Consider the following 26082-nt stretch of genomic DNA (forward strand, 5'->3'; position numbering starts at 1 on the left):
GGAATCGAACGAGGAAAGCGACCGCGATACAAACAAAAGGAGATACCTCCCATGATTTTCAAACAGTTGATCGAACTCTACGACCTGCTGGACTCGCCCTCCGCAAGCGGCGCGGGCGTGGTGGAGTACCTGCGCGGCATCGACCCCGCGTGCGATGCCGAAACGTACGTGCTGGAGGGGCCGAAGGGCTCCACCGACATGGTGCGCGTGCGCATCCCCGGTTCGCGCGGGCGCGCCGCCGGCGGCGAGGCGCCCACCATCGGCTTGCTGGGACGCTTGGGCGGCTTGGGCGCGCGGCCCGAGCGCATCGGCTTCGTGTCAGATGGCGACGGCGCGCTGACCGCGCTGGCCTGCGCGGCGAAACTGCTGTCGATGCACGCACGCGGCGACGTGCTGCCGGGCGACGTGTTCGTCTCCACGCACGTGTGCCCGCACGCGCCTACGTTCCCGCACGAGCCGGTGGCGTTCATGGGATCGCCCGTGGCCACGGCCGACGTGAACCGCGAGGAGGTGGGCGGCACGCAGCTGGACGCCGTGCTGGTGGTGGACACGACGAAGGGCAACCGCATCATGAACAAACGCGGCTTCATGATCTCTCCCACGGTGAAGCAGGGCTGCATCATGCGCGTCAGCGAAGACCTCGTGTCGCTGGTGGAAATCGCCACCGGGCGTCGCGCGCGCACATATCCGCTGTCCATGGCCGACATCACGCCGTACGGCAACGGGCTGTACCACCTGAACTCCATCCTGCAGCCGTGCACCGCCACCGACGCGCCTGTCGTGGGCGTGGCCATCACCACCGAGACGGCCGTACCCGGCTGCGCGACCGGAGCCACCCACCTGACCGACCTGGACGAGGCGGGGTCGTTCATGATCGAGGCGGCGAAGGCGTTCGGCGAAGGCAAGTGCGCGTTCTACGACGAAGACGAGTACGCCCGTTTCGTCGAACGCTACGGAAGCATGACCCACCTGCAAGGCATGGGCGCCTTGCCCGCCGAGGATCCGGAGGCGTAAGCGCTGTTCGCCATCCCGAACACAGTACGCGGGTCGTCATCCCGAGCGAAGCGCCGAAGGCACGAATGTTTCACGTGAAACATTTCATGACTTGAAAGGTTATCCTATGGATCTACAGCAACGTGCACGCACCATTATCGAAACGAATCTTGCGCTTCAGCCAGGCGAGACGCTGCTGGTCGTCACCGATGACCCCACCCGCGAGGTGGGCGAGCTGTTCTACGAAGCGGCACGCGCCATGGATCATCGGGCTCTCATCATGCAGATGCCCGAAGGCTCGGTAGCCGGCGAGGAACCGCCCGCGCCGGTAGCGGCGGCTATGAAGGCGGCCGACGTCGCACTGTGCCCCACGGCGAAGTCCATCACGCACACGAACGCGCGCATCAAGGCAGCAGCGGCGGGCACGCGCGTGGTCACCATGCCCGGCATTACCATGGACATGCTGCGCGACGGCGCCGCCTGCGCCGACTACGACCAGGTGGAGCGACGCACCCGCCAACTCACCGAGCGCCTGACGCACGCGAAGCATGCGCGCATCGAGAAGGATGGCCATGTGCTGGAACTTGCGCTGACAGGGCGCGACGGCGTGGCCAGCCCCGGCGTGTACCGCGAGCCGGGTGCCAGCGGCAACTTCCCCTCGGGCGAGGCGTACATCGCACCGCTCGAAGACGGGGCGAACGGGACGGCCGTCATCGACGGCTCGATGGTGGGCATCGGCACGCTGACCGAGCCGATGACGGTCACCATCGAGAACGGACGCCTCACGCGCATCGAGGGCGCCGACGCGCAGGGCCCCTACGCCGAACGCCTGAGCGTGCTGTTCGAACAGCCCGAAAACGGCACCATCGCCGAGCTGGGCATCGGCACGAACGAGGCCGCGAAGCTGTGCGGCATCATCCTCGAAGACGAGAAGCTCTACGGCACCGTCCACATCGCCTTCGGCACGAACACCTCGTTCGGCGGCATCACCAAAGCGGACTGCCACCTCGACGGCATCATCCTCAACCCCACCCTCTACCTCGACGACGAATGCGTCATCCGCAAGGGCGAGTTCCTGTAGCGAACTAGCAACCCTCCGCAACCGCCTGGGTTGTTCCAAGTGAAACACTCCTGCGGACGGGGCGGTGAAACGGGGCGCGGAGCCGACGGATCGGCGCCGCAACACGTAAACGGCCCGGCAAATGCCGGGCCGTTTACGTGTTGCGACCTTGCGGGAAGCCGCGCTCGTTCTGTCCAGACGACTTACTTATCGCCTTCGGTCAGCAGGTCGTCGAGGGGCATGGCGTCCAGCTCCAGGGGCTCTTCCACGGTGCATTCGTAGTTGCCGTCCTGGTCGATGCTGATCAGCACATGGCTGCGATCGCGCAGCTTGCCTTCCACCACCTTCTGGGCGATGCGGTCGACGATCTCCTTTTGGATGAGGCGCTTCAACGGACGCGCTCCGAAGATGGGATCGTAGCCGTCGATGGACAGGTGCTCCATCGCCGCCGGCGTCACGTCGAGCGTGATGCGGCGGTCGGCCAGACGGTCGCGCACTTCTTCCAGCTGCAAATCGACGATAGGCTCGATGTTCGTCATGTTCAGCGCGTTGAACACCACCACGTCATCGATGCGGTTGATGAACTCGGGGCGGAACGTCGCGCGCAGGGCGCCGTCGATGGCCTGCTTCATAGCCTTCTCGTCGCCGTGCTCGGCGAACTCGCGGATGAACTGCGATCCCACGTTCGACGTCATGATGATGATGGCGTTCTTGAACGACACCACGCGGCCCTGGCCGTCGGTCAGGCGGCCGTCGTCCAGCACCTGCAACAGGATGTTGAACACGTCCGGGTGCGCCTTCTCGATCTCGTCGAGCAGGATCACCGAATAAGGCTTGCGGCGCACGGCCTCGGTCAGCTGGCCGCCCTCGTCATAACCCACGTACCCCGGAGGCGCGCCGATCAGGCGCTGCACCGAGAACTTCTCCATGTACTCGGACATGTCGATGCGCACCATGGCCTTCTCGCTGTCGAACAGGTACTCGGCCAGCGCCTTCGCCAGCTCGGTCTTGCCCACGCCCGTGGGTCCCAGGAACAAAAACGAGCCGATGGGACGGTTCGGGTCGGACAACCCGGCGCGGTTGCGGCGGATGGCGCCGGCCACCGAGGACACGGCCTCGTCCTGGCCCACCACGCGCTCGTGCAGCTTGTCCTCCAGGTCGACCAGCTTGGCCATCTCGCCCTGCATCATCTTCTGCACGGGAATGCCCGTCCACGTGGAAACGACCTCGGCGATCTCGTCGTCCGACACCTCCTCCTTGAGGATGGCGCCGTCCTGCTGCTTCACGTTCAGCTCTTCCTCGGCCGCATGCAGCTGCTGCTGCAGCGCGGGAATGCGCGCGTAGCGGATCTCGGAGGCCTTCACCAGGTCGCCCTCGCGGGTGGCGCGCTCCTCTTCAAGCTGCGCGCCCTCGAGGTCGCTCTTGAGGTTCTGCACGTGCTCGATGGCGTCCTTCTCGTTCTGCCACTCGGCCTTGCGCTTGTCGAGGTCCTCCTGAGCCGTGGCGATCTCGCGGCGCAGCGCTTCCAGGCGCTCTTGCGAGGCCTGGTCGCTCTCCTTCATGAGCGCCTGCTCCTCGATCTGCATCTGGGTGAGCTTGCGCTCGGCGGCGTCCACCTCCTCGGGCATCGAGTCGATCTCGATGCGCAGGCGGCTGGCGGCCTCGTCCATGAGGTCGATGGCCTTGTCGGGAAGGAAGCGGTCGGAGATGTAGCGGTTCGACAGCTCGGCCGCCGCCACGATGGCGGCGTCGGTGATGCGCACGCCGTGGTGGATCTCGTACTTCTCCTTCAAACCGCGCAGGATGGCGATGGTGTCCTCCACCGTGGGCTCGGTGACCAGCACGGGCTGGAAGCGGCGCTCGAGCGCGGCGTCCTTCTCGATGTACTTGCGGTACTCGTCCAGCGTGGTGGCGCCGATGGCATGCAGCTCGCCGCGGGCCAGCGCGGGCTTCAGCATGTTGCCCGCGTCCATGGAGCTGTCGCCCGTGGAGCCGGCGCCCACGATGGTGTGCAGCTCGTCGATGAACAGGATGATGCGTCCTTCGCTCTGCTTCACCTCGCGCAGCACGGCCTTCAAGCGGTCCTCGAACTCGCCGCGATACTTCGCGCCGGCCACCATCGCGCCCAGGTCGAGCGCCACGAGGTCGCGGTCCTTCAGCGAAGAGGGCACGTCGCCGGCCACGATGCGCTGAGCCAGGCCCTCGACGATGGCCGTCTTGCCGGTGCCCGGCTCGCCGATGAGCACGGGGTTGTTCTTCGTGCGGCGCGACAGCACCTGGATGGTGCGGCGGATCTCCTCGGCGCGGCCGATGACCGGGTCGAGCTTGCCTTCGCGCGCCTTCTGCGTGAGGTTCTGGCCGTACTGCTCCAGCGCCTCGAACTGCACTTTGTTCTGCTGGTCGGTGACGCGCGTGTCGCCGCGCAGCTCCTCGTAGGCAGCCTCGATGCTCTTGCGCGTGACGCCGGCCGTAGTGAGGATCTTGCCCGCGGCGCCCTTCTCCTCGGACAGCGCGATCAGCAGATGCTCGCTGGTGGCGTAGCTGTCGCCCAGCTTCTCGGCGATCTTGACGGCGTTGTCGATGAGGTTCATCAGGGCCGGGCCAGGCACGCCGCTCATCATGCCGGGGTTCCCGCTGACCTTCGGCATGCGCTGGATCTCGGCATCCACGTTGGCCTGCAGCTGGAACGGCTCGGCACCGATGCGCTTGATGATAGCGGACAGGTTGTTCTCTTTCGATTCCAGCAGAGCCTTCAACATGTGAATGGGCTCTGCCTGCGATGACTCGTTCTCGGAAGCGATGACAATCGTCTGTTGCAGCGCTTCCTGAGCGGTCAGGGCTAGCTTGTTCAGGTTACCCATGTTCATACAACGTTCCTCCTTCGCTTAGGGCAGCTGCCGCAAAGCAGTCGGTAAGTCGGATACGCGCACGAGGGCGTTCACGCTTTCGCGCGTTTCAAGCTCGTGCACGCGATCGGCCAGACGGCGCACGCGCTTGTGCAGGTCGTCCAGCTCGGTGTCGCGCTCCTCCAGGCGGCCCTGGAGGTCGAGAATGCGGATGACGCCCGCCAGGTTGATGCCCTCGCTCGTCAGCTCGTTGATCAGCTCGAGCCGCTCGATGTCGGCCGGCGAGTACATGCGGGTGTTGCCGCTCGTGCGCTGGGGCGATACGAGCCCCTTCTGTTCATATGCTCGCAGCGTTTGCGGGTGAACGCCCGCCAGCTGCGCGGCCACGCTGATCATGTACAGCGGGCGGTTGCGGTCGGTTCGGTCGCTCATCACCAGCTCCTCACATCATCGGTCGTAGCCGCTAAATAATCTTCCATGGCCTTCTTCTGGCCTTCGTTCATCTCCTTGGGCACGACCACCTTCACGGTGATCTTAAGGTCGCCCGAGCCGTCGCCCTTCACCTTGGGGGCGCCTTTGCCCCTCACCGACAGCACGGTGTCGTCCTGCGTGCCCTTCGGCACGCGCACGCGCACCTTCGTGCCGTCGGGCGCGGGAACCACCACGCTGGCGCCCAGTGCAGCTTCCGCCACGCTCACGGGCACGTCCATCAGCACGTCGGCGCCTTTACGAGTGTAGTACGGATGCGGATCGATCTTGGTGGTGATCAGCAGGTCGCCTGCAGCACCGCCGTTCTCGCCCGGGCCGCCCTTGCCCTTGAAGCGCAGGCGCCCGCCGTCCACGGCGCCCGCCGGGATCTTCACGGTGAGCGTCTCGGACTCGCCGCGACCGGGGACACGCACGGTCACGCGCTTCTCGGCGCCTTTGAAGGCCTCGTCGAACGTCACGTTGAGGGTGACGTTCATGTCCTGGCCCTTGCGCGGACGCGGCTGGCGGCCGCCCCCGAAACCGGACATATCGTTGAAGTCCCAGTCCGTTCCGAACGCGCCTTCGCCGTGGCGGATGCTTTCCAGGATGTCGGCCCAGCTGCCGAAGCCGCCGCCCGCGCCGCCGAAGATGTCCTCGACGTTGACCGAGCCGCCGCCCCAGCCCTGGGGGATCTGGTTCTCGTTCGCCGTGCCGTACTGGTCGTAGAGCTTGCGTTTCTTGTCGTCCGACAGCACCTCGTACGCTTCGTTCAGCTCTTTGAACTTCGCCTCGTCGCCGCCGGCGTCGGGGTGATGGGTGCGCGCGAGCTTGCGAAAGGCCTTCTTTATCTCGTCGGCCGTCGCCGTGCGTGGAACGCCCAGCGTCTTGTAGTAATCAGGAGTCGCCGCCATAAAACGCTCCACCTCCTCAATCTATCGAGTAAACCAAAAGCGGGCAGCCTCTTGGCCTTGCCCGCTCTGGTCGTTTGCTTTTACTTTTCCGCGTCTTCCTGCGGTTTCTCCCGTTTGGGACCGCCGGAGGTGACGGTTACCATTGCAGGCCTGAGAACTTTCGTTCCCATCTTGTAACCTCGTTGGTATACCTCGGACACCGTCTCGTCGGGCACGCTGGCATCGTCCACCGTGGCCACCGCTTGCGCTTCCAGCGCGTCGAACGCTTCGCCGGCCGGGTCGATAACCTCAACGCCGTCCTTCTTCAGCACGTCGACGAGCTTCGCATGCACGGCCTTTACGCCGTCGAACAGGCCGCCTTCGCCGTTCTTCGTCGCGTAGTCGATGGTGCGCTCGAAGTCGTCGATGACGGGCAGCAGGCTGGTGACCAGCTTCTCCGTCGCGCGCGCCTTCTCGACCTCGCGCTGCTCGGTGGTGCGGCGGCGATACGTGTCCCACTCGGCGTGCAGGCGCAGGTACTTGTCCTGCCAATCCTGGGCCTCCGCCTTGGCCTGAGCCACCTGCTCGTCAGCCGAAGGGCCGGCGTCTTCGATGACCTCGGCCTCGATCGCCTCGCCTTGCGGCGCCGCTTCCGCGGCGGCAGCGTCGGAAGAGGGGGTTTCCTTGCTGCCGCTCGCGTCGGCGGGCCGGGCCTGCGGCTGGGCTTTCGCATCCGCAGGACGGTCGTCTTCGACGGGAATGCTCTTGCCTGCGCCTTGAGCCGCGCGCTCGGGCGTGGGCTGGTTGGGCTGGGCCATAGCGATTACTTCCCTTCCTTCTTGTCGTCGTCCTCGACGACCTCGTAGTCGGCTTCGATGGTGTCATCGGCCGGGGTGGACTCGGCGGCAGCGGCCTGCGAAGCGGCGTCCGGGCCCTGCGTGGAGTACACGACCTCGGCCAGCTTGTAGCCCGCCTGCTGCATCTTCTCGGTCGCGGCCTTGATGGCGTCCATGTCGGAGCCCTCGAGCGCCTGCTTCGCCTCGGCGATGGCCTCCTCAGCGGCGGACTTCACGTCGGCCGGAGCCTTGTCGCCCACTTCCTGGAGCGTCTGCTCGGTGGCGTTCACCAACGCGTCGGCGTTGTTGCGAACCTCGATCTCTTCCTTGCGCTTGGCGTCTTCCTCGGCATGGGCCTCGGCGTCCTTCACCATGCGCTCGACCTCGTCGTCGTTCAGCGCGGTGGAGCCGGAGATGGTGATCTGCTGCTGCTTGCCGGTGCCCAGGTCCTTCGCCGACACGTTCACGATGCCGTTGGCGTCGATGTCGAAAGTGACCTCGATCTGCGGCACACCACGGCGCGCAGCCGGGATGCCGGTGAGCTGGAACTTGCCCAGCGTCTTGTTGTCGGAGGCCATCTGGCGCTCGCCCTGCAGCACGTGCACCTCGACCGACGTCTGGTTGTCGGACGCGGTGGAGTAGATCTCGGTCTTGCGGGTGGGGATGGTGGTGTTGCGCTCGATCATCTTCGTCATGACGCCGCCCATCGTCTCCACGCCCAGCGACAGCGGGGTCACGTCGAGCAGCAGGATGCCCTCGACGTCGCCGGCCAGCACGCCGCCCTGGACCGCCGCACCCATGGCCACGACCTCGTCCGGGTTCACGGACATGTTCGGATCCTTGCCGGTGAGCTTCTTCACGAGGTCCTGCACGGCGGGCATACGGGTGGAGCCGCCCACGAGGATGACCTCGTCGATGTCGCCCGTCTTGAGGCCGGCATCCTTGAGCGCCTGCTCAACGGGCTTCTTCACGCGGTCGAGCAGATCCTTCGTGATGCGCTCGAACTCGGCGCGCGTCAGCGTGTAGTCGAGGTGCTTCGGGCCGGAAGCGTCGGCCGTGATGAACGGCAGGTTGATGTTGGCCTGCGTGGTGGAGGACAGCTCCATCTTCGCCTTCTCGGCGGCTTCCTTCAAACGCTGCAGAGCCATCTTGTCCTGGCGCAGGTCGATGCCGTTCTCGGCCTGGAACTTGTCAGCCATCCAGTCGATGATGCGCTGGTCCCAGTCGTCGCCGCCCAGGTGGTTGTCGCCCGCGGTGGACGCAACCTCGAACACGCCGTCGCCCAGCTCCAGGATGGACACGTCGAACGTACCGCCGCCCAGGTCGAAGACGAGGATCTTCTCATCCTTGTTGGTCTTGTCGAGGCCGTAGGCCAGCGCGGCGGCCGTGGGCTCGTTGATGATGCGGAGCACTTCGAGGCCCGCGATCTTGCCGGCGTCCTTCGTGGCCTGGCGCTGCGCGTCGTTGAAGTACGCGGGCACCGTGATGACGGCCTGCGTCACCGGGGAGCCCAGCTGCTTCTCGGCGTCGTTCTTCAGCTTCTGCAGTACCATGGCGGAGATTTCCTCCGGCGTGTAGTCCTTGCCGTCGATGTCGACCACCGCGCGGCCGTCCTTGCCCTTCTGCAGCTTGTAGCTGACGGTCTTGCGCTCTTCCGGCGTCTCGTCGTAGGAACGGCCGATGAAGCGCTTCACGGACGACACGGTGTTCTCGGGGTTCGTGACGGCCTGGTTCTTCGCGGCCTTGCCCACGACGCGCTCGCCGTCCTTGCGGAAGCCCTCGACCGACGGGGTGGTGCGGTCGCCCTCGGCGTTCACGAGGATTTCGGGCTCGGAGCCCTCCATGACGGCCATGGCGGAGTTCGTCGTGCCCAAGTCGATACCAAGAATCTTGCTCATTATCCTGCTTCCTCTCTGTTGGAGTTGTTACCTAAGTAAGTCGTTAGCAGTCGGTTTCTGTTTATGCGCCAAAGCACGCCCTGAGGGCGCACTCGGTGGACGAAGGGCGGCGGCTTGGAGATGCGATCCGCAAGCTCAACCTCGCTTCGACAAATTGGACTATATAATCTAAGTCTCATGCTGTCAAGTTAGTTACCAATTTGTCATATAAGTTTTGTTAACGTCCCAAACTATAGCTATCGAATGCCTATTGCGCTCCTCTCGCGCCGCACCGTTACGCCGCTTCCACGCACTTGTTTCCCGAACGCAAAGAACCCCCGCCTCATGAAAGAGACAGGGGTTCTCGTTGCGCTTGTCGAAAGCGAATTGAGCGGGAGGTTAGTCCTCGATGACCTCGGGGATCGCACCCATGGGGCACTCCTCGACGCAGTCGCCGCACGCGATGCAGGCGTCCTCGTTCACGACCTCAGCGACGCCGCCGACCACTTCGAGCACTTCCTGCGGGCAGGCATCGACGCAGATGCCGCAACCGATGCACTCATCGGCTTCGATAACCGGGTGAGACATAGTTAACTCCTTCTCGTCTAAAGCATTCCGACGGGATGCGTCGGGTCACTTCCCCAAAAACTTTATGCCCGCAAGATACCATTGTTGTCCGCAAATGCAAGAAGAAATGGCGAATTTCTCAGGGTGCGGCGGCAAATTCTCTATCGAAAGCGCCGCCGCTTTCATGCCCCGAAAGGCGCTATCGAAGGCCTTTGCGCATGTCAGCGCTCTCTTCCATACGCATGAGGGTGCTGCATGGAGAGCTTCTAGCAAATGCGCGGCAATTGCTCGCCCACCAGCATGTCGAGGATGCGCGTACCGCCGAACGCCGTGCGCAGGAACACCTTGGAGCCGCGCTCGGGACGGGCGGCCGACACCTCGCCGATGATGGCCGCATCGGCGCCGTACCGGTTCGCGCGCATGGCCGCGAGCGCTGCGTCGGCCTCCTCGGCCGCCACAACGCACACCATCTTGCCCTCGTTCGCCACCTGCAGCACGTCGTAGCCCAGCATCTCGCACGCGCCCTGCACGGCCGGCTTCACGGGGATGGCGTCTTCCTCCACCGTGATGTCCGTGTTCGACTGGGCAGCCAGCTCGTTCAGCGTGGAGGCCAGGCCGCCGCGCGTCGGGTCGCGGAAGCAGCGCGTGTTCGGCGCCGCCGCCAACACCTCGGCGATGAGGTGGTTGAGCGGGGCCGCGTCGCTTTCCAGATCGGCCGAGAAGCTCAAGCTCTCGCGGCAGCTCATGATGGTGATGCCGTGATCACCCAGCGTGCCGGTGACCAGCACTTTGTCGCCCGGCTTGCACTGCGCGCCACCCAGGTTCACGCCTTCGGGAATGGTGCCCACGCCGCTCGTGTTGATGTACACGCCGTCGCCGTGGCCGCGGTTCACCACTTTCGTGTCGCCGGTGACCAGATGCACGCCGGCCTCCTGCGCGCATTCCGCCATGGAGGCGCAGATGCGCTTGAGATCCTCAATGGGGAAGCCCTCCTCCAGCACGAAGCCGCAGCTGAGGTAGCGCGGCACGGCGCCGCTCGTGGCCACGTCGTTCACCGTGCCGCACACGGCGAGGCGTCCGATGTCGCCGCCCGGGAAGAAATGCGGCGTCACCACGAAGCTGTCGGTGGAGAACGCCAGCCGCTCGCCCGGAGCGGGCGCGGGCAGCACCGCCGCGTCGTCGCCGCGCAGCAGCTCGTCGCCGGCGTACGCGGCGAAGAACACATCGTCGATGATGCGCTTCATCATCGTCCCGCCGCTGCCGTGCCCCAGCATGACCGTGGTATCCATAAAGCTCCTTGCCCTTCTCGTGAGTCGATGCGAACGAATGTTTCACGTGAAACACCGCCCGTCCTGCAAAGCCGACGAGGGTTTCCGCGGCGCCCGAGATCGCTCCGCTTCGCGGCCGCGCGTGCTTCGCGCGCAAGGGAAAGCGAGCAAATGGCGAGATCGGGTGCCACGGGAAGCCGCAGCGTCGACCCGTTCCGATAGCCGGTAGGCCGCCGGAACCGTATACCTATATATGCTGCCCCGTCGTGGTGACCACGAGACGACCGTTCTTCACGCCCTTCGTGCCCAGGATGAGGTTCGCGATGTCCTGCACGAGACCCGTTTCGCCGCGCAGCACGATGACCTCAAGGCAATGGTGCGCGTCGAGATGCACGTGCATGGACGAGATGATGGATTCGAAGTAATCGTGCTGGATAGCGTGCAGCTTCTCCTGCAAGTCGCTGGCGTGATGGTCGAAGACGATGGTCAACGTGCCCACCACCTCCATGCCCGGCGTGGAGCACTCGTCCTCCACCAACGCGTCGCGCACGAGGTCGCGCACCACTTCGCTGCGGTTTTTCGCCAGCCCGCGGCGCGCGACCAGCTGGTCGAAGCGAACGAGCAGCTCCTCGGGCATGGCCACCGAGAAGCGCATGAGATCGTTGCTCATACGTGCGGCGCCTACACGAGGTTGACGGTGACGTTCGCCGAAGCTTCGGCATCGTCCTCGAGGGCATCCTTGGCCTCGTCGAGCAGCGCGCGCACGTCGTCCAGCATGGCCTGGGCGGCATGCATCTTCTCGGAAACGGTGGCGAAGCCGGCATCTCCCGCCATATGCCCCAGGTTGTGCGCCCAGCGACGCTCCAACTTGATATGGTCGTCGATCTGCTCGATCATCTGCTCGAATTGCCCTGTGTTGATTCCGTTCGTGCACATACGCGCTCTCCTATCGTGATGCCGCCGCAGCGCCCATGCCGCGGCGGGCGTTTCTTGCTATCATTACGGTTATACGGCGAACCTATCTCGACCGCAAGGGATCGTGTGAAAAAATCTGCGAATGGTAACATGTACGAAGTGGCTCTCGACGAAGCGTGGGAGCTGTTCGACGAGCACCTTGATGGGGCGCGCTTGGCGCTCGTGTGCGTAGCGAGCGGAAGCGCCCTGAGCGAGCGCAGCCGAGCAGCGCTGAACAGCGCGATGGCTTCGTTGGGATACGGAAGCGGCGCGTGCACGTTCGCCGCCGTGGAAGGGCTGGACGACCAGGCGCTGTTCCTGCTGGTGGAGGGGCTCGACCCGCTCTGTCTGATCGCGACCGATTCGACAGCGGCCGCCGCGCTGGGACGCGCGTACCGCTGCGAGGTTCCCTTGGGAAAGCCCGGCCGCGCGTTCGGGCGCAGCGTGGTGGCATTCCGCGACTTCGACGCGATGCTCGACGACGGGCAAGACAAGCAGATCGCCTGGGCGCTGCTCAAGAAGCTGCCCCGCTTCGGAGAATAGGAAACGCCCCGAAAGCTCGATGCCTCCGAGGCGTTCTACGTACAAATGTTTCACGTGAAACATTCGCTTCGCTCTTCGTTTAGGACACGACCACGCTTTCGGCGGCCTTCAGGAGGTCGTGGACCTCGTCCACCGTCTCGGCTTCAGCGTAGATGCGCACGAGCGGCTCGGTGCCGGAGGGGCGCATCATCACCCACGCGTCGCCTTCCAGGTAGAACTTCACGCCGTCGCGACGATCCACGTCCACCACCTGCTTGCCGCAGATCTCGGCAGGCGCGTAGTTCGGCACGATCTCGGCGCGGAAGTTCGCCATCTGCTCGTCAGTGATCTTCAGGCCTTGGCGCTCGAACTCCAGCTTGCCCACCTTCTGGAACATATCGTCCACCAACTGACCCAGGCTCATGCCGCGCTGCGCCATCGTCTCGCACAGGAGCAGCGCCATCAGCAAGCCGTCGCGCTCCATGACGTGGCTGGGGATGCCGATGCCGCCGGACTCCTCGCCGCCCAGCATGACGTCGCCCTTCTCCATCTCGGCGTAGATCCACTTGAAGCCCACCGGCGTGCTGGTCAGCTCCAGGCCCAAGCGCTTGCACTGGCGAGCCAGCATGGCCGACGCGGTGATGGTGGACACGACGCGACCGGTGAGGCCCTTGTCCTCGGCGAGGTGCGAGGTAAGCAGCGTGATGATGCGATGCGGGTTCACGAAGTTGCCGCGCTCGTCAACCGCGCCGATGCGGTCAGCGTCGCCGTCGTTGATGAAGCCGGCGTCGTAACCCAGCTCGGGAACCTTCGCGATGCAGCGGTCGACCCAGGGCGGAATAGGCTCGGGGTGCAGTCCGTCGAACGTCGGATCCTCGGCGTTGTTGATCTCGCACACTTCCACGCCCAGATCGCGCAGCAGCTGCGCCAGATAGATGCGGCCGGCGCCGTACAGCGGATCCACCACCACGCGCAGGTTGGCGTTGCGGATGGCCTCGACGTCCACGCGCTCCTTCAAGGTGGCGAGGTACGGGGTCATGAGGTCGACCGTTTCGAACGCACCGCGCGCGTCGGCGGGTGCGTCGGCGAACGCAGCCTCCACGCGGTCGGTGAACTCCTTGCCCGCCGCGCCGCCGTCGTTCATGCGCAGCTTCACGCCCAGGTATTCGGCCGGGTTGTGGCTGCTGGTCAGCATGATGCCGCCCACCGCGTCGGCGTCCTGCGCCACCGACCAGCACAGCGTAGGCGTGGGGCAGTAGTCCTGCGTGAGCAGCACGCGGAAGCTCTGCGCCGCCGCGACCTCGGCCGCCAGCTGCGCGTAAGCGTGCGCATCCTGTCGGCAATCGTGACCGACGATGAGGGTGCCGGGCGCGTCGGCCGGACGGCCGGCTGCAACCGCGTCCTCCTTGAACACGCGCGCAGCCGCGTCGATGACGCGCACGAGGTTGTCGTTGGTGAAGTCCTCGCCGATGATGGCTCGCCATCCATCGGTTCCGAAATGAATTTCTGCCACGGAGCTTCCTTTCTCAAAGCCTGTTGCTCACCAGTATAGTCAATCGGCCGAGCAAGGCGCGGTTTCGTCGCAAAATAGACAGGGGAACGGATGTTTCACGTGAAACACTCGCCCGAACACGAAATGCATGTAAAGCCTCCCCGAACAAAACCCGTGCCGTCCTGATACGACGACGAGCACATACAGCACGGACGACCTGCACAGCAACGGACGACCCATCCGCCTCTATTTTCCTTCGCCAAATGCGATGCCGGTCATCCGACGAGGCCTCCGATGGCAAAAAAGCATCGAATTCGGAAGCCCGGAGTCGTGCCTTACACGCGCCGACGTCACGCCGAAAACGCTCGCCGCACAGAGCACCAGGTTACAGGCGAGACCCCTTTCGCCTTCGCGCGAAAAGTTTGCCCGAAAGACGGGATGATTTCCGAATTCGGTTGCTTTTTGCCATTTCGAGCGAGCAGGCTGACTAAGGCGCCCGCAAAGGAAGGCAATCCCGAGCATGATGCGCCAAGCAAGGAACCGAAACTGTTGTTTCGCATGCAGAAACCGAGGAAGGCATGCTCCGAGGGCGAGGGGCGGACCGAGAGGCGAAGGAGAAGGCGCACAGGCGCAACGGGCGCACGTCGCGCAAAATGACTCCGAAAGCAGCACAGGCCGCGGGGGGAAGCGGCCTGTGCTTGGACGAGTGAAACGAGGAGAACCGTTGGAGTCGGTGTGTCCACGAGTCATACTTTACGACGTTTATTATCCTGTGTCAAGAATAATATTCCTGCCTTTTCCGAATGTTTCACGTAAAACATTCGTGCGGCTTCCCGCGGCGCCGCACGGGGCCCCGCGCGAGCCCGTGCGGCCTTGCCGCCGAGCGGAACGCGGGCCATGTGCCTTTTGCTGAATTTGCGCGCGATCTGTTCCACCTGCTACTATGGCAACAGTCAGTCCCGAGAGGAGCTTCAATGGCGAACAAGAGCTTGGCCAAGGATCATGCCGATATCTGCGTGCTCGTAACGGGCGGAGCCGGGTTCATCGGAAGTCACACCTGCGTCGAATTGCTGGATCAGGGCTACCACGTGGTCGTTGTGGACGACCTGAGCAACTCGAGCGAGCTCGCGCTTGACCGGGTGCGACAGATCACCGGCCTGGCGGCAAACGACGACCGCCTGAAATTCTACGAGGCGAACATCCTCGATCGCGCGGCGCTCGACCGCGTCTTCTCCGAGAACGACGTGGACGCCATCATCCACTTCGCCGGCTTCAAGGCCGTGGGCGAAAGCGTGCAGAAGCCGCTGGAATACTACTGGAATAACTTCGCGGGCACGCTGGCCCTGTGCGACGTGGCCCGCGCGCACGGCGTGAAGAACCTCGTGTTCTCGTCGAGCGCCACGGTGTACGGCGAGCCGGAGTTCATCCCCATCACCGAGGATTGCCCGAAGCACGACGCCACGAATCCCTACGGCTGGACGAAGTCCATGCTGGAGCAGGTGCTGACCGACCTGTACGTGGGCGACGACGAATGGAACGTTGTGCTGCTGCGCTATTTCAACCCCATCGGCGCGCACGAGAGCGGCCTGATCGGCGAGGATCCCAAGGGCATCCCCAACAACCTGCTGCCCTACGTTGCGCAGGTGGCCGTAGGCAAGCTGGAAAGCGTCGGCGTGTTCGGCGACGACTATCCCACGCACGACGGCACCGGCGTGCGCGACTACATCCACGTGGTGGACCTTGCGCGCGGCCACGTGGCGGCGCTCGACTGGATGGGCGGCAAAGTGGGCACCGGCGAAGCGAAAACGGCCGGCACCATGGCGGGCGAACCGGCAGCGGACGGCACGCGTCGCGGCGTGGGCATTTTCAATCTGGGAACCGGCACGGGCTCCAGCGTGCTGGACGTGGTACATTCCTTCGAGCGCGCCTGCGGACGCGAGCTGCCCTACCAGATCAAGCCGCGTCGCGCGGGCGACGTAGCTGTAAACTACGCGGCCTGCGACAAAGCGCGCGACGAGCTGGGCTGGGTCGCGCAGTACGACCTCGACCGCATGTGCGCCGACGGATGGCGCTGGCAGTCGCAGAACCCGGACGGCTACGCGACCGCTCGGGCCTAGACCGAATCCTCGACGCGGCCCTCGTTCTTCTCGTCGTACATGGCCCGATCGGCCGCGTCGAACAGCTCCTGATAGGTAGCGCCATCCTGAGGATAGCGCGCCACCCCGACGCTCAAAGCGATGGGCACCCCCAACGAGCGCGAGGCTTCTGCGATCAACGAACTCAGAGCCTCGCGCTTCGCTTCGATAACCGCATCGTCGTTTGCGCCCACGAGGAACGCCACGAACTCGTCGCCGCCGACGCGCCCCACCGGATCACGATGACGGAACACGTCGAGCAACGAACGCGCCACCTCTTCCAGAACCCGGTCGCCCATGCTGTGACCGTATTCGTCGTTGACCTGCTTGAATCGATCCATGTCGATCACGAACAGCAAGCCCCTGCCCGTCTCGGGCAGCAATGCCGCCATCTTCTCCTGGAACGCCATCTTGTTGAACGTCTTCGTCAGCCCGTCCATTTGCGACTTGCGCGTGAGCAGCTCTTCGGTTTCGCGCTGTTTCGTGATGTCGACGATCTTTCCCACGGCCATGTACGGCTGGGAACCTTCGTACAGATACCGGCACGTGAACGAGAACCAACGATATTCGCCCGACAACACGCGTGCGCGACAGGTGATGGTGCGCAGCTCGTTCGGCGGCGCAGGGTTTTCGAACGCCATCCGGACACGCTTGTAATCATCTTCCAGGAAATCGATGAGAGGAATGCCTTTGGCCAGGTAGCCTTCGGCTGAAAGGGAGCTGAGGGAGAACATCCCGCGCGCATTCGGCGTCAGCTCAAGCGTGTCGCGCGGATAAGAATACTCGAACAGCACCGTGTCGGAAAATTCAGCGAGGACCTCGTAACGCTCCGCACTGCGACGCGCCCTTTTGCGGATGCGGCCAACCACCAGCGCCACGGCAAGGCATGCCGCCGCGCTGATGACGATAAGCAGCGCAGCCGTGTACACCGTCAAACGCAGAATGCTCTCCGAATGCTCGACCAACGAACTTTCCTGCGTGAAGTTCACGATAGTCCAATCGTTCACATCGAGGCGAATAGACGTGAGAAAGGTCATGTAGCCGTTCTGCTTGCCCAACATGACCGTTGCCACATCTCGCTCGTTCTCGATGCTGGCACGTACATCGGCGATCTGATCGGAAGACACGCCCCTTCCCTCAAGCACCTGGTACAGGGTGGATCCCTCATAACCTTCGAATTCCTTCGACACGGGAACGACGGTTCCGTCCTCTTTGATCAGCAGCGTGCCGAGCAGCGTAACCTGCGAGCTCGCCTGGCTCGTATCCAGAAGCTTCTCCGCTTTCACGATGCTGCGCAGCACGCCGACCACGCGCCCGTCGCGATTGACGGGCTTGGCTATGCTGAAGTAGTAGCCGTTCAGGCGGTTCGACTTGCGCACGTCGGACACCACCGTCTCGCCTGCGTACAGATGCCGAAGCGTTTCCTCGTCTCGCTCGTTGCGATTGCTCGCAACGCCCTGCTCCAGCTCCTCGATTGGAGTATAGGTAACCTGGAACGACCCCTGCTGGTTCCATTCCTCCAGATACGCAGCGAACGTCGAGCCGGAAGGATCGATGTCCGGGGACTCGGCCAACACGCACATGGTGGAGATGACGGAGCTCACCTCGCTGATGAACGACTCGACTTCCACCTTTTGCGCAGCCGTGTAGTCGTCCATGCTGACGCTGGCTAAATCGTAGAATTCGTCGCTGAGCTCGTTGGAGTAGACGCGGAAGATCGCGAACATCACGAGGCAAACCGCGATGATGGAGACGATCACCCCTATCACGGTGCGCAAAGAGCTGGCAGGGCCGACGCCCTTGTTCTCTTTCGCATGTTCGTGATTGTGTACGTCGCTCATGTCTTTGCGAGCCCCATCCGTCTTTGCAACCGGTGATCACCAGTATCCCGCAGAGGGTACGAAAACTCAACAGGAGAGCCGAAGCTCAACCTACCGGTTGAGGAGCCGATTAAAAAGCGGCATCGATCGAAGCCGATGCCGCTTGCGCAGTTCGAGAATCCCAACGAGACGCCGGCTAAGCAGCGGATGCCGTCCCGTCGTAGGCGCCCGGATCGGTATAGCCGGGGTCGTATCCGCCTGCACCGTCGGTACCGCCCGCACCGCCAGCAATAGTTCCATTGTCGTACCCGCCGGTTCCACCCGCTCCGCCGGTGTTGTCAACGTAACCGTTGTCAACGTAACCGTTATCAACATAGCCGCCGTTGTTAGCCCCTCCGGTTCCCGATGCATCGGTGTAGCCCGGATCGTAATAATTGGTGTTTCCTGCGCCGTTGCCGGCGCCCGAACCAGTGCTGCCGTAACCGTTGCCGTACGTGCTGGCACCGCCTGTGGTGTCGCCCGGATCAACGTATCCTGACGAGACAACCGAGCTCGGATCCTCTCCAGCCTCAACCAGCTTCATCATCTCCTTCGTCGCCACGGGATCGTTGATGACGTACGATACGTCGCCGATCATCGCCGTGGTAGAAGGAACCATCGCAGAGTAGATGGTAAGATCGCCGTCATCTTGGAACTGCTGGGCCAACGCGGCGATATCGCCCACCGCAAGATCCGTGGTCACGCAGTTGGCCGCTGCTTGAACCGCACCCAAAAGCTCGGCGGTGTTCAGTGCCAGCACCTTGTTGACGATGGCCATGATCAGCTTGCGCTGGTTCGCCGTGCGCGTGAAGTCTCCGTCGGGATACGCGCGGCTGCGCGCGAACACCAGCGCTTGGTTGCCGTCGAGGTGCTGCTCGCCTTCCTCGATGATGACGCGCGGCCACTCGGGATGAGCCGTGGTACCGTCTGCGTCGGGATCATCGACGCGCTCGGTCACTTCGACGTCCACGCCGCCAACTGCGTCGACCAATTCCTTCAACTTGCCGAAGTTCACTTCCGCGTAGTGCGATATCTCGATGCCCAGCAGCTGATTCGCTTCGCGGATGGTTCCGGCAGCGCCGCCGTAAGCGTAAGCGGCGTTGAACTTGTTCGTCCCGTAGCCGTCGATGTCGATCTTCGTATCGCGGGGGATGGATACCATCGTGGCCTGGTTCTTTGCAGGATCGATGCGCACCACGATGTTCGTGTCGGAACGATGCATGTCCTCGGTGCTGTCCTCGGCCTCGTCGGTGCCGATGAGGATCATGTAGAAGGGCTCGGTGAAGGTCATGTCCTTTTCAGGCTTGAGCGCATCGTTGATGGCCATGATCTCTTCGTCAGACTTGTTTCCCTTGATCAGCTTCTCGTTGACGGAGTTCTTCCACAAGGCGAACGCCGAACCGCCCCCCACGGCCACCACGAGAATCGCGATGATCACGCCGAGGGCTATCTTCTTGCCGCGCCCGGCTTTCTTGCGGGCTGCCGAGTAGCTTGGATTGTTGCGCGAATATTGACTTGCCGCAGTCTGCCGGGCGTACGCGCCGTTCGCGCCGGAACCTTGGCTGCCGGGCGTGTAGGCCGCACGGTACGAAGAGCCATCGCCATACGCATCGCGGGAGAAAGCGCTTGCCTGGCTGTACGGGGCGATGCGACCCGACTGCGCGGCCTTGGCCGACCGCACGGCGCGAGCAGACTGAGGAGCCCGCGATGAGCGCGCTTCTTTACGGTTCGTTCGAGAGTTTCTTGACGCCATATGGTCTCCTCATCGACTCCGAACACGTCTGCCAAAGCAGGCACCGTACGTCGCGTACCCCTCGCGACACAGCGCTTCGATTGTCGAAGCCTTCATTTTCTCATACCTACGAGAACCCGCTTTCGCCGGCGATTACACCATTTCCGCAACATAACCCGAGGTCGACGCGCATAGATTCTCACGTATGGCAAACATTGTAGCATCGTTGACCTACCATCATAAAATAGGCATGGGCTGGGTACAAACCGCACATTTTCTAAAAATGAACCGAAACGTATTCATGCGGTTACAGCCTTCTGCTCGCACGCCGGTACTCTAGTGGACATGCAAGCCGAGCACGAACATAGTCCGCTGAATGATGACGAGCCTGATCAGAGCAGGTTCTCTCCCGTGCTTGGCGAGAACGTCAGACGCATGCGCTCGTACAGCAACATCACGAAAACGCGCCTCGCGCTCATGGTGAGCATAGGTCGCCCGCTGCTCAATAGGATAGAGGACGGCACGGCGGACGTACGGCTATCCGTCGTCACGAAACTGGCGGATTCCCTTGCCACGACACCGAGCTTCCTGCTGGCGAAGCACAGCGATGAGGACATCCGCCACGAAATCGCCCATCGGAAAGCAAGCTCCCCCGTCGCTGCGGTGCGACACGCGCGCTTTTACTAAGAGCGGGCATCTCTTTTTCGCAGCACCGCGTACGCGATCCCGGAACCCAGCGCGCTGCCCGCAGTATCCACCATCCAATCCACCGGGTCGCACATGCGCTCGGGCACGAACAGTTGATGAACCTCGTCGCTCACCCCGTACAAGCTGGCACAGGCGATGGCGATGAGGCACGCACGACGCAGCGGCATGTGGCAGCGCAGCGCGTTGGCCAGAAGCGCGCCGAACATCGTGTACTCGCAGAAGTGCGCGATGGACGACAGCGCGTCCACCCCAGGCCCCAGCAGCTGCTCCTGCACGGCCTGCATTGCCCGGTAGATGCTGGAGAAGATGCCGAGCCCCGTGTTGAGACCCGTGCCGGTGTTCGAAGACATGAAGAAGATGAGGAACGCCCACGCCGCCACGAGAGCCCAGCTGACGATGACGAACCGTTTCGACGGGCGGGGCTGATTGGAGAGGGTCGACGGCTGATGCTCCATAATGCCCGCCGCCTAGCGCTCGACCGCGAACTGCAGCAGTTCGCGCGCGTCTTCGATAACGACGTCCGCGCCCGCCTTACGCAAGGCGTCGGCGTGGTGATAGCCCCACGACACGCCGATGGCGAACGCGCCGGCGTTGCGCGACACCAGGACGTCCCCCGGCGAATCGCCCACGTACGCCGTGCGGGCTGGTGCGGACCCCAGCTCGTCGATGCAGCGCAGCAGCCCCGTGGGGTCGGGCTTGCGCGGAATCTCGTCGCATTCGCCATACTGCACCGGGAACAAGCCGGGAAGATAGGCGTCGATCACGTCATGCACGCCCTGGTCGAACTTGTTGGACAGAACGCCCAGGCCGATGCCGCGCTGGGCGAGGGCAGCCAGCGTCTCTTCCATATGCGGGTAGGGCTTCGTCAGCTTGTTCCCGATGACGGGATAGAGCTCCATCCAGCGGCGCATGGCGGCCTCGGCCTGCTCGGGCGAAGCATCGGCGGGCACGGCCTGGTACATGAGCGCGCGGGCTCCGTTGCCCACGAAGCTGTGGATCTCGTCGGCCGTGCGGCTGGGGAAGCCCTGCTCGTTCAAGGCGGCGTTCGTCAGAACCACCAGGTCGGGCAGCGTATCGAGAAGCGTGCCGTCAAGGTCGAACACAAAGGTATCGAAACGAGCCATGTCAATCTCCTCGCTAAATGAAAAATCCAAGCCGAAGCTTGGATCGTAGGTTCATGGAGCGGGTGACGGGACTCGAACCCGCGAATACAAGCTTGGGAAGCTTGGGCCTTACCACTTGGCGACACCCGCATGATTGAGGATTATAGCGCAAGATGCGCGAAGTGAGAAACAGTAACGAAAATTCGCGCACTGACCACGAATACCGATGACGCGGCGAACAGAGCGAGCACGACGCGCTGTTGCCGCCTCCACGCATCCTGCCAGCCCGTCGCAGCGATGCCAGCTGTTTTCCGAAAACCTATAAGAAGACACGGGCTTCGTGTTTCTAGCCGAAGCAACTTTCACCGCTCTCGCCTTGTCCAGCGAGCCGCCCCAATCCCTCTCCGACCGCTTACGAGCATCATCGCTGGAGACGAACCTGTCGAACGCAAAGACGCCTGAGCAACACCAAGCTACGTTAAGAGATGTTGCAAAAGTATCGTATTTCGATACAATTGAAACATGAACAAGAACCGCCACACCTCTGCGATAGAAGAGCTCTCGGCTTCGGAAGGCGTTTTCACCACAGCGCAGGCCGAGCGTCTCGGCATCCCCCGCAATGCGATCGCCAAAGCATGCGAGGCGGGGAGGCTCGTGCGCGTCGCCCATGGGGCGTATCGGATGGCCGGGGTGCCGGCATCGCAGCTCGACGACCTGGCGGCCCTCTGGAAGCTCACCGATCCCGCGAAGATGACGCACGAGCGGATGCAGGCTGGCGAATGGGACGGCGTCACCGTTGCGGGAAGCACGGCCGCATCGATTCTCGGCATCGGGGACTTCTACCTCTCCCCCTACCGTATCCTCGCCCCGAGGCGCATCAACTCCCGCAACGCCGAGGCAAGGTTCGGCATACGCGGCGTACCCCGTGACGACGTGTCCTTCATCGAAGGCATACCCGTGACGGGAGCCGAGCGAACCCTCGTAGACCTTGTCCTGGACGGCGAGGAGCCGTCGCTTGTGCAAGACGCGTTTGCCGACGCTCGGGCGAAGGGGCTCGATACGGAAAAGCTCGAGCGTCTTGCGGCGGAAGCGAAGGCCTCCGCCAGGGAGAGAAAGACGATGGAGCGGCTCTTCGGAGGGGAGGCATGATGGTGTGCAAGACCCCGGCAGCTCTGGAAATGGCTATAAAGGCCGCGGCCAAGGCTTCTCCCCTCGAAACCGGCAGAGCCGTTTCCGGCTTCTACTTCCACAGGCTCTTATGTCGCGTGTTCAGCAAGCCTGACTCCCCTTTCATGCTCAAAGGCGGCCAGAGCATGCTGGCGCGCACCATGGACGCGCGCGCCACCCGGGATATCGACCTGCTTTCGGAGGAGGCAGACCTCGACGCCGCGCTCGCCGAGCTCAGAGCCCTCGCAGAAGCCGATCTCGGCGATTTCGTGGTCTTCGAGTTCGTAGGAGCCGTGCCGATCAAGGTCGAGGACGAGTACCGATCGGGGCTCAAGGTCGCCTTCGTGCCCTTGCTTGGAGGAAAGCGGCTGCAGGAGGTCTCGATAGATTTGGTGGCCGACCGCGTTGCCTGCGGAGAGCCTGAGATAGTGACGCCGGCCGACAGGATCGACGTTGCAGGCGTTCCGATGTTCGACTACCGCGTGTATCCCCTTGCGAACTCCCTCGCCGACAAGCTCTGCGCCATGGTCGAGACGCACGACGGCAAACCTTCGTCTCGCATAAAGGATCTCGTCGACGTTGCGATCTACGCAACTACCGTCGATATCGATGGCGGCGAACTCTGCAGGCGGGTGCGCAGCGAGGCGGGCGCACGCGGAATAGTGCTCCCTGACAGGTTCTCGGTGCCGGATGAATGGAAGCAGCTGTACGAGGGCGCTTTCAAGAAGCTGGTTAGCCGTACCGGTCTTTCTTCCGAGCTCTCCGACATCGCGGCGGCCGAAGCACTTGCCGCAAGTTTGTTCGATCCTGTTTTGGCTCGAAAGGCTGGCGATCTGCATTGGGATCACGAGAGTCTGAGTTGGGAAGGCCTTGTCCTCGAGCATGGCGAGGATGGACGCCGCACCTCCGAGCTTCTCCGACTATTGCACGATTGCTGACACGATCTCTTCGGGTAGAGTGGTATGCGGACCGCTACGATGCCGACGCGGCGGCAGAAGAGGGCTCTCCCCATGGCAAGAAACCATCGAATTCGGAAGTTTTGCGCCGGGCTCTGGATGCACCGGAAACCCTTCTTCCGCATAGCGCCTGGTCGAAAGGAGGCGAGCTTCCGCGACCGCGCGTCTCGGACGGCGAAGGCGCGCGGCCTCTTCCGAATTCGATGCCTTTTCGCCATTACGGGCGGCTCGCCTTGCTCGCACGCGGCCCGGACAAGCGGCCCTGAAGCGCGAAGGATGTTTCACGTGAAACATCCTTACGAGAAAACGGAACGTCCGGACGGGCGGCACCCGGGCGCCCGGATGTTTCACGTGAAACACTCCCAGCTCCCCGCCCCTTCTGCCGTCAACGCGCGCGGCGCTCGTCCTCGTCCGCACCTGCGCCTTCGAGCGCGAAGACGTGGGTGCAGCACTCGCGCATGAACTCGTTGTCGTGCGTGATGACCACCACGGCCGCCCCCTCCTCGGCTGCGCAACGCAGCGCGTCGGCCAACCGGCGCATGCTGAGGGCGTCAAGCCCGCTGGTGGGCTCGTCCAGGATGAGCACCGACCGCCTCGACGCCAGCCCGCAGGCAATGGACAGCCGCTGCTTCTGGCCGCCTGACAGCGAGGACGGATGCCTATCCCCCAGCTCGGCCAGGCCCAACCGGCCCAGCACATGATCGGCGTAGCGGCGCGCCGCGTCGTCCTGATCCGAGAACAAGAGCACTTCTTCGTCAACCCGGGAAGAGAAGAACTCCATGCTCACGTCGTTGGGGCTGTACCACACGCGGCGACGCAGCTCCCGCCGGGACAGCTTCCGCCCTCCCACGCGCACGCAGCCCTCGTCGGGTCGGCCCAAGCCAACCGCGACCTGCGCCAGGCTCGTCTTGCCCACGCCGTTTTTTCCCGTCAGCGCCATGATCTGCCCCGGTTCCACGGCGAAGCAGACACAGGAGAACAGCAGATTTCCACCGCGAGAAACGGCCAGGCCGTCCACCTCCAGGGACGCGGCTTCCAGACGCGCGCCGAAAGCTTCGCCGGACGCGGCCCGCTCGCCTTCCCGCGCGAGCCCCGCGGCAAGAGGCGCAGGCTTCAAGGAAGGCCGGGGGACGAAAGCAGGGCTGCGAACGCCCATGGCAACGCGCTCGGAGCCGTCCATGGCGAACACATCGTCGCGAGAGAGAACCGCCCGCATCCGCCCGGCCTCCATATAGCAGAACCGGTCGGCGCACTCCATCAGGTACGAGATGCGATGCTCGGCCACCACCAGCGCGTAGCCCTGCCGCTTCAGCTCCATCAGCACCGCGCCCAACTCTTGAGCCGCATCTTCGTCGAGGTTCGAAGAGGGCTCGTCCATCACCACGAGCCTCGGCGCAGGAGCAAGCGACGAGGCGATAGCCACGCGCTGCTTCTGCCCGCTGGAAAGCTCGTCCACCGCTATCGTGCGCAAACGGTCCAGACCCAAACGGCCGATCGCCGCATCGGTGCGCCTCACCACCTCCTCGGCGGGATAGCCGATGTTCTCGCACCCGAACGCCACCTCGCCCGCCAGCTGACTGGAGAAGAACTGGGCGGTCGGGTCTTGAAACACGCTTCCCACCAGCTCGGCTCTTCGCCACGCCTCCATATCGCGCGCAGAAAGCCCGCCCAAGAACACGTCGCCGGAAACGCTGCCGCGATAGTAGCCCCCGGCCAGGCCGTTCAAGACGCGCACGATCGTGGTTTTACCGCTGCCCGACGCGCCCATAAGCACGACGCATTCGCCGGCATGCACGTCCAAATCCACGGCATGCAGCGTTTCCGGAGCGCCGTAGTACGAGAAGCTCGCGCCTTTCAGCTGCGCGACAAGATCGCCGGTCATCCGAACCACCCTCCCCGCACAACCCAGACGCACGCAGCCAGCGCCGTCGCGACGGCCGCCAGGCAAACCGCGTCCGCCACTCCGAAAGGACTGCGATAGTAGCTCGTCCGCCTGGTCGGCGCTTCGGCGGCGCGGGCGATGGCGGATGAGGAAAGGCGGTCGGAGCTGTCCACCAACGAGAACATCAAGGGAACCAGCGCATGCTCGAGCGCCTGAACGGGGCTGCGCGCGACGTTTCCCGCCGAAAGCACCCCGCGCCTTTTGCACGACTCGGACAAACGCCGGAAGCTCGAGCGAACGGTGGGGAAGAACCTCAGCAGTACGAGCACGCCCACGATCAGGCGCTTCGGAATGCGAGCCTTCGCCAACGCGGCGCTGATAAGCCCCGGAGGGGAAAGCGCCACCGCGAAGAACGCAACCATGATGGGATAGGTTTTGATCGCGGCGTAAAAATGAACCGGCGAGAAAACGATCACAGTCATCTTCCCGTATGCAAGCGCCAGGCACGCGCCCCACAGCGCCGCGAAGAAAACCAGCATCTTGAAAGCCATGGAACGCTGTCCGCACGCAGCAAGGTAGAGCAGTAAAAAGCAGGTCAGCGCAGGCGACAACCGCACGCTGTCCACCAGGGAAACCGTCGCGATCGTCGCAGCCAGCACGATGGACTTCGTCGCCATGGAGAACCGTTCCCCGTCGGGCGACGCCGACGAACGCTCGACGGCGCGAGCGCCCGATGAGAACCGCTCGTTTCGGATGCCCTCCTCCAC

The 26082-nt window shown here is 63.7% G+C and carries 23 protein-coding genes and 1 tRNA gene; 7 read left to right on the top strand and 17 right to left on the bottom strand.

All coding sequences use genetic code 11. The features are described 5' to 3' along the window. The first annotated feature begins 51 nt into the window (after positions 1-51). The gene (locus ELEN_RS15360; RefSeq protein WP_015761524.1) at positions 52-1014 is read left to right on the top strand and encodes a DUF1177 domain-containing protein; all 963 of its coding nucleotides are present in this window, start codon (positions 52-54) and stop codon (positions 1012-1014) included. A gap of 106 nt (positions 1015-1120) precedes the next feature. Next, positions 1121-2074 carry an aminopeptidase gene (locus ELEN_RS15365; RefSeq protein WP_009305417.1) on the top strand — a complete coding sequence of 318 codons (954 nt, stop codon included), beginning with the start codon at positions 1121-1123 and terminating at the stop codon, positions 2072-2074. A gap of 182 nt (positions 2075-2256) precedes the next feature. Here the strand turns inward: ELEN_RS15365 and clpB are convergent, their stop codons facing one another. The 9 genes from clpB to ELEN_RS15410 all read right to left on the bottom strand — a co-directional run bounded on the left by clpB (position 2257) and on the right by ELEN_RS15410 (position 11741). Continuing rightward, positions 2257-4920: an ATP-dependent chaperone ClpB gene (gene clpB, locus ELEN_RS15370; RefSeq protein ID WP_009305418.1), complete on the bottom strand. Its 2664-nt coding sequence runs from the start codon at positions 4918-4920 to the stop codon at positions 2257-2259. An 18-nt stretch (positions 4921-4938) separates the two neighbouring features. Further along, positions 4939-5331 carry a heat shock protein transcriptional repressor HspR gene (locus ELEN_RS15375; RefSeq protein ID WP_009305419.1) on the bottom strand — a complete coding sequence of 131 codons (393 nt, stop codon included), beginning with the start codon at positions 5329-5331 and terminating at the stop codon, positions 4939-4941. Further along, complete coding sequence (locus ELEN_RS15380; RefSeq protein WP_009608498.1) at positions 5331-6278, bottom strand: DnaJ C-terminal domain-containing protein; 948 nt, start codon at positions 6276-6278, stop codon at positions 5331-5333. Before ELEN_RS15380 ends, ELEN_RS15375 begins: the two co-directional genes overlap by 1 nt. Before the next feature lie 80 nt (positions 6279-6358). Further along, on the bottom strand, positions 6359-7075 hold the full coding sequence (locus tag ELEN_RS15385) for a nucleotide exchange factor GrpE (RefSeq protein ID WP_015761525.1): 717 nt from the start codon (positions 7073-7075) through the stop codon (positions 6359-6361). A gap of 5 nt (positions 7076-7080) precedes the next feature. Continuing rightward, positions 7081-8991, bottom strand: coding sequence for a molecular chaperone DnaK (gene dnaK / locus ELEN_RS15390; RefSeq protein ID WP_015761526.1), 1911 nt, complete (start codon positions 8989-8991; stop codon positions 7081-7083). 378 nt (positions 8992-9369) lie between these two features. Continuing rightward, positions 9370-9558, bottom strand: a complete 189-nt coding sequence (locus ELEN_RS15395) for a 4Fe-4S binding protein (RefSeq protein ID WP_009305423.1) — start codon at positions 9556-9558, stop codon at positions 9370-9372. Between the two features lie 245 nt (positions 9559-9803). Then, the gene (gene hypE / locus ELEN_RS15400) at positions 9804-10826 is read right to left on the bottom strand and encodes a hydrogenase expression/formation protein HypE (protein ID WP_009305424.1); all 1023 of its coding nucleotides are present in this window, start codon (positions 10824-10826) and stop codon (positions 9804-9806) included. 226 nt (positions 10827-11052) lie between these two features. Beyond that, the gene (gene nikR, locus ELEN_RS15405; RefSeq protein ID WP_009305425.1) at positions 11053-11475 is read right to left on the bottom strand and encodes a nickel-responsive transcriptional regulator NikR; all 423 of its coding nucleotides are present in this window, start codon (positions 11473-11475) and stop codon (positions 11053-11055) included. A gap of 11 nt (positions 11476-11486) precedes the next feature. Beyond that, on the bottom strand, positions 11487-11741 hold the full coding sequence (locus tag ELEN_RS15410; RefSeq protein ID WP_009305426.1) for a hypothetical protein: 255 nt from the start codon (positions 11739-11741) through the stop codon (positions 11487-11489). A 105-nt stretch (positions 11742-11846) separates the two neighbouring features. On the opposite strand from ELEN_RS15410, the gene ELEN_RS15415 reads away from it, so the two are divergent. Beyond that, the gene (locus ELEN_RS15415) at positions 11847-12302 is read left to right on the top strand and encodes a hypothetical protein (protein WP_015761527.1); all 456 of its coding nucleotides are present in this window, start codon (positions 11847-11849) and stop codon (positions 12300-12302) included. Between the two features lie 79 nt (positions 12303-12381). On the opposite strand, the gene ELEN_RS15420 is transcribed toward ELEN_RS15415, so the two are convergent. Next, complete coding sequence (locus tag ELEN_RS15420; RefSeq protein WP_015761528.1) at positions 12382-13794, bottom strand: phosphohexomutase domain-containing protein; 1413 nt, start codon at positions 13792-13794, stop codon at positions 12382-12384. Positions 13795-14747: 953 nt separating this feature from the next. Here ELEN_RS15420 and galE point away from each other — a divergent pair. Beyond that, positions 14748-15890, top strand: coding sequence for a UDP-glucose 4-epimerase GalE (gene galE / locus ELEN_RS15425; protein ID WP_009608482.1), 1143 nt, complete (start codon positions 14748-14750; stop codon positions 15888-15890). On the opposite strand, the gene ELEN_RS15430 is transcribed toward galE, so the two are convergent. Together ELEN_RS15430 and ELEN_RS15435 are read right to left on the bottom strand one after the other, a co-directional pair. Then, a complete protein-coding gene (locus tag ELEN_RS15430) occupies positions 15887-17749 on the bottom strand; it encodes a GGDEF domain-containing protein (RefSeq protein ID WP_015761529.1) in 1863 nt (620 codons plus the stop codon). The genes galE and ELEN_RS15430 overlap by 4 nt on opposite strands. Positions 17750-17924: 175 nt before the next feature. Next, positions 17925-19520, bottom strand: a complete 1596-nt coding sequence (locus tag ELEN_RS15435) for an LCP family protein (RefSeq protein ID WP_015761530.1) — start codon at positions 19518-19520, stop codon at positions 17925-17927. Between the two features lie 390 nt (positions 19521-19910). Between ELEN_RS15435 and ELEN_RS15440 the strand changes: the two genes are divergently transcribed. Next, complete coding sequence (locus tag ELEN_RS15440) at positions 19911-20186, top strand: helix-turn-helix domain-containing protein (protein WP_009305432.1); 276 nt, start codon at positions 19911-19913, stop codon at positions 20184-20186. Here ELEN_RS15440 and ELEN_RS15445 read toward each other — a convergent pair. From ELEN_RS15445 to ELEN_RS15455, 3 genes are all read right to left on the bottom strand, one after another. Beyond that, on the bottom strand, positions 20183-20662 hold the full coding sequence (locus ELEN_RS15445) for a VanZ family protein (RefSeq protein ID WP_009305433.1): 480 nt from the start codon (positions 20660-20662) through the stop codon (positions 20183-20185). The genes ELEN_RS15440 and ELEN_RS15445 overlap by 4 nt on opposite strands. A gap of 12 nt (positions 20663-20674) precedes the next feature. Beyond that, positions 20675-21331 (bottom strand): HAD family hydrolase, encoded by a 657-nt coding sequence (locus ELEN_RS15450; RefSeq protein ID WP_009305434.1) that lies wholly within the window; start codon positions 21329-21331, stop codon positions 20675-20677. Between the two features lie 54 nt (positions 21332-21385). Next, positions 21386-21460 (bottom strand) — tRNA-Gly (locus ELEN_RS15455). 372 nt (positions 21461-21832) lie between these two features. Here ELEN_RS15455 and ELEN_RS15460 point away from each other — a divergent pair. Continuing rightward, on the top strand, positions 21833-22459 hold the full coding sequence (locus tag ELEN_RS15460) for a type IV toxin-antitoxin system AbiEi family antitoxin domain-containing protein (RefSeq protein ID WP_009305541.1): 627 nt from the start codon (positions 21833-21835) through the stop codon (positions 22457-22459). After that, positions 22456-23415 (top strand): nucleotidyl transferase AbiEii/AbiGii toxin family protein, encoded by a 960-nt coding sequence (locus tag ELEN_RS15465; protein ID WP_009305542.1) that lies wholly within the window; start codon positions 22456-22458, stop codon positions 23413-23415. Before ELEN_RS15460 ends, ELEN_RS15465 begins: the two co-directional genes overlap by 4 nt. A 403-nt stretch (positions 23416-23818) precedes the next feature. On the opposite strand, the gene ELEN_RS15470 is transcribed toward ELEN_RS15465, so the two are convergent. Continuing rightward, positions 23819-25315 carry an ABC transporter ATP-binding protein gene (locus ELEN_RS15470; protein WP_009305543.1) on the bottom strand — a complete coding sequence of 499 codons (1497 nt, stop codon included), beginning with the start codon at positions 25313-25315 and terminating at the stop codon, positions 23819-23821. Beyond that, positions 25312-26082, bottom strand: coding sequence for an energy-coupling factor transporter transmembrane component T (locus ELEN_RS15475; RefSeq protein ID WP_041691684.1), 771 nt, complete (start codon positions 26080-26082; stop codon positions 25312-25314). Before ELEN_RS15475 ends, ELEN_RS15470 begins: the two co-directional genes overlap by 4 nt.

This window comes from Eggerthella lenta DSM 2243, from assembly GCF_000024265.1.
GTDB lineage: Bacteria > Actinomycetota > Coriobacteriia > Coriobacteriales > Eggerthellaceae > Eggerthella > Eggerthella lenta.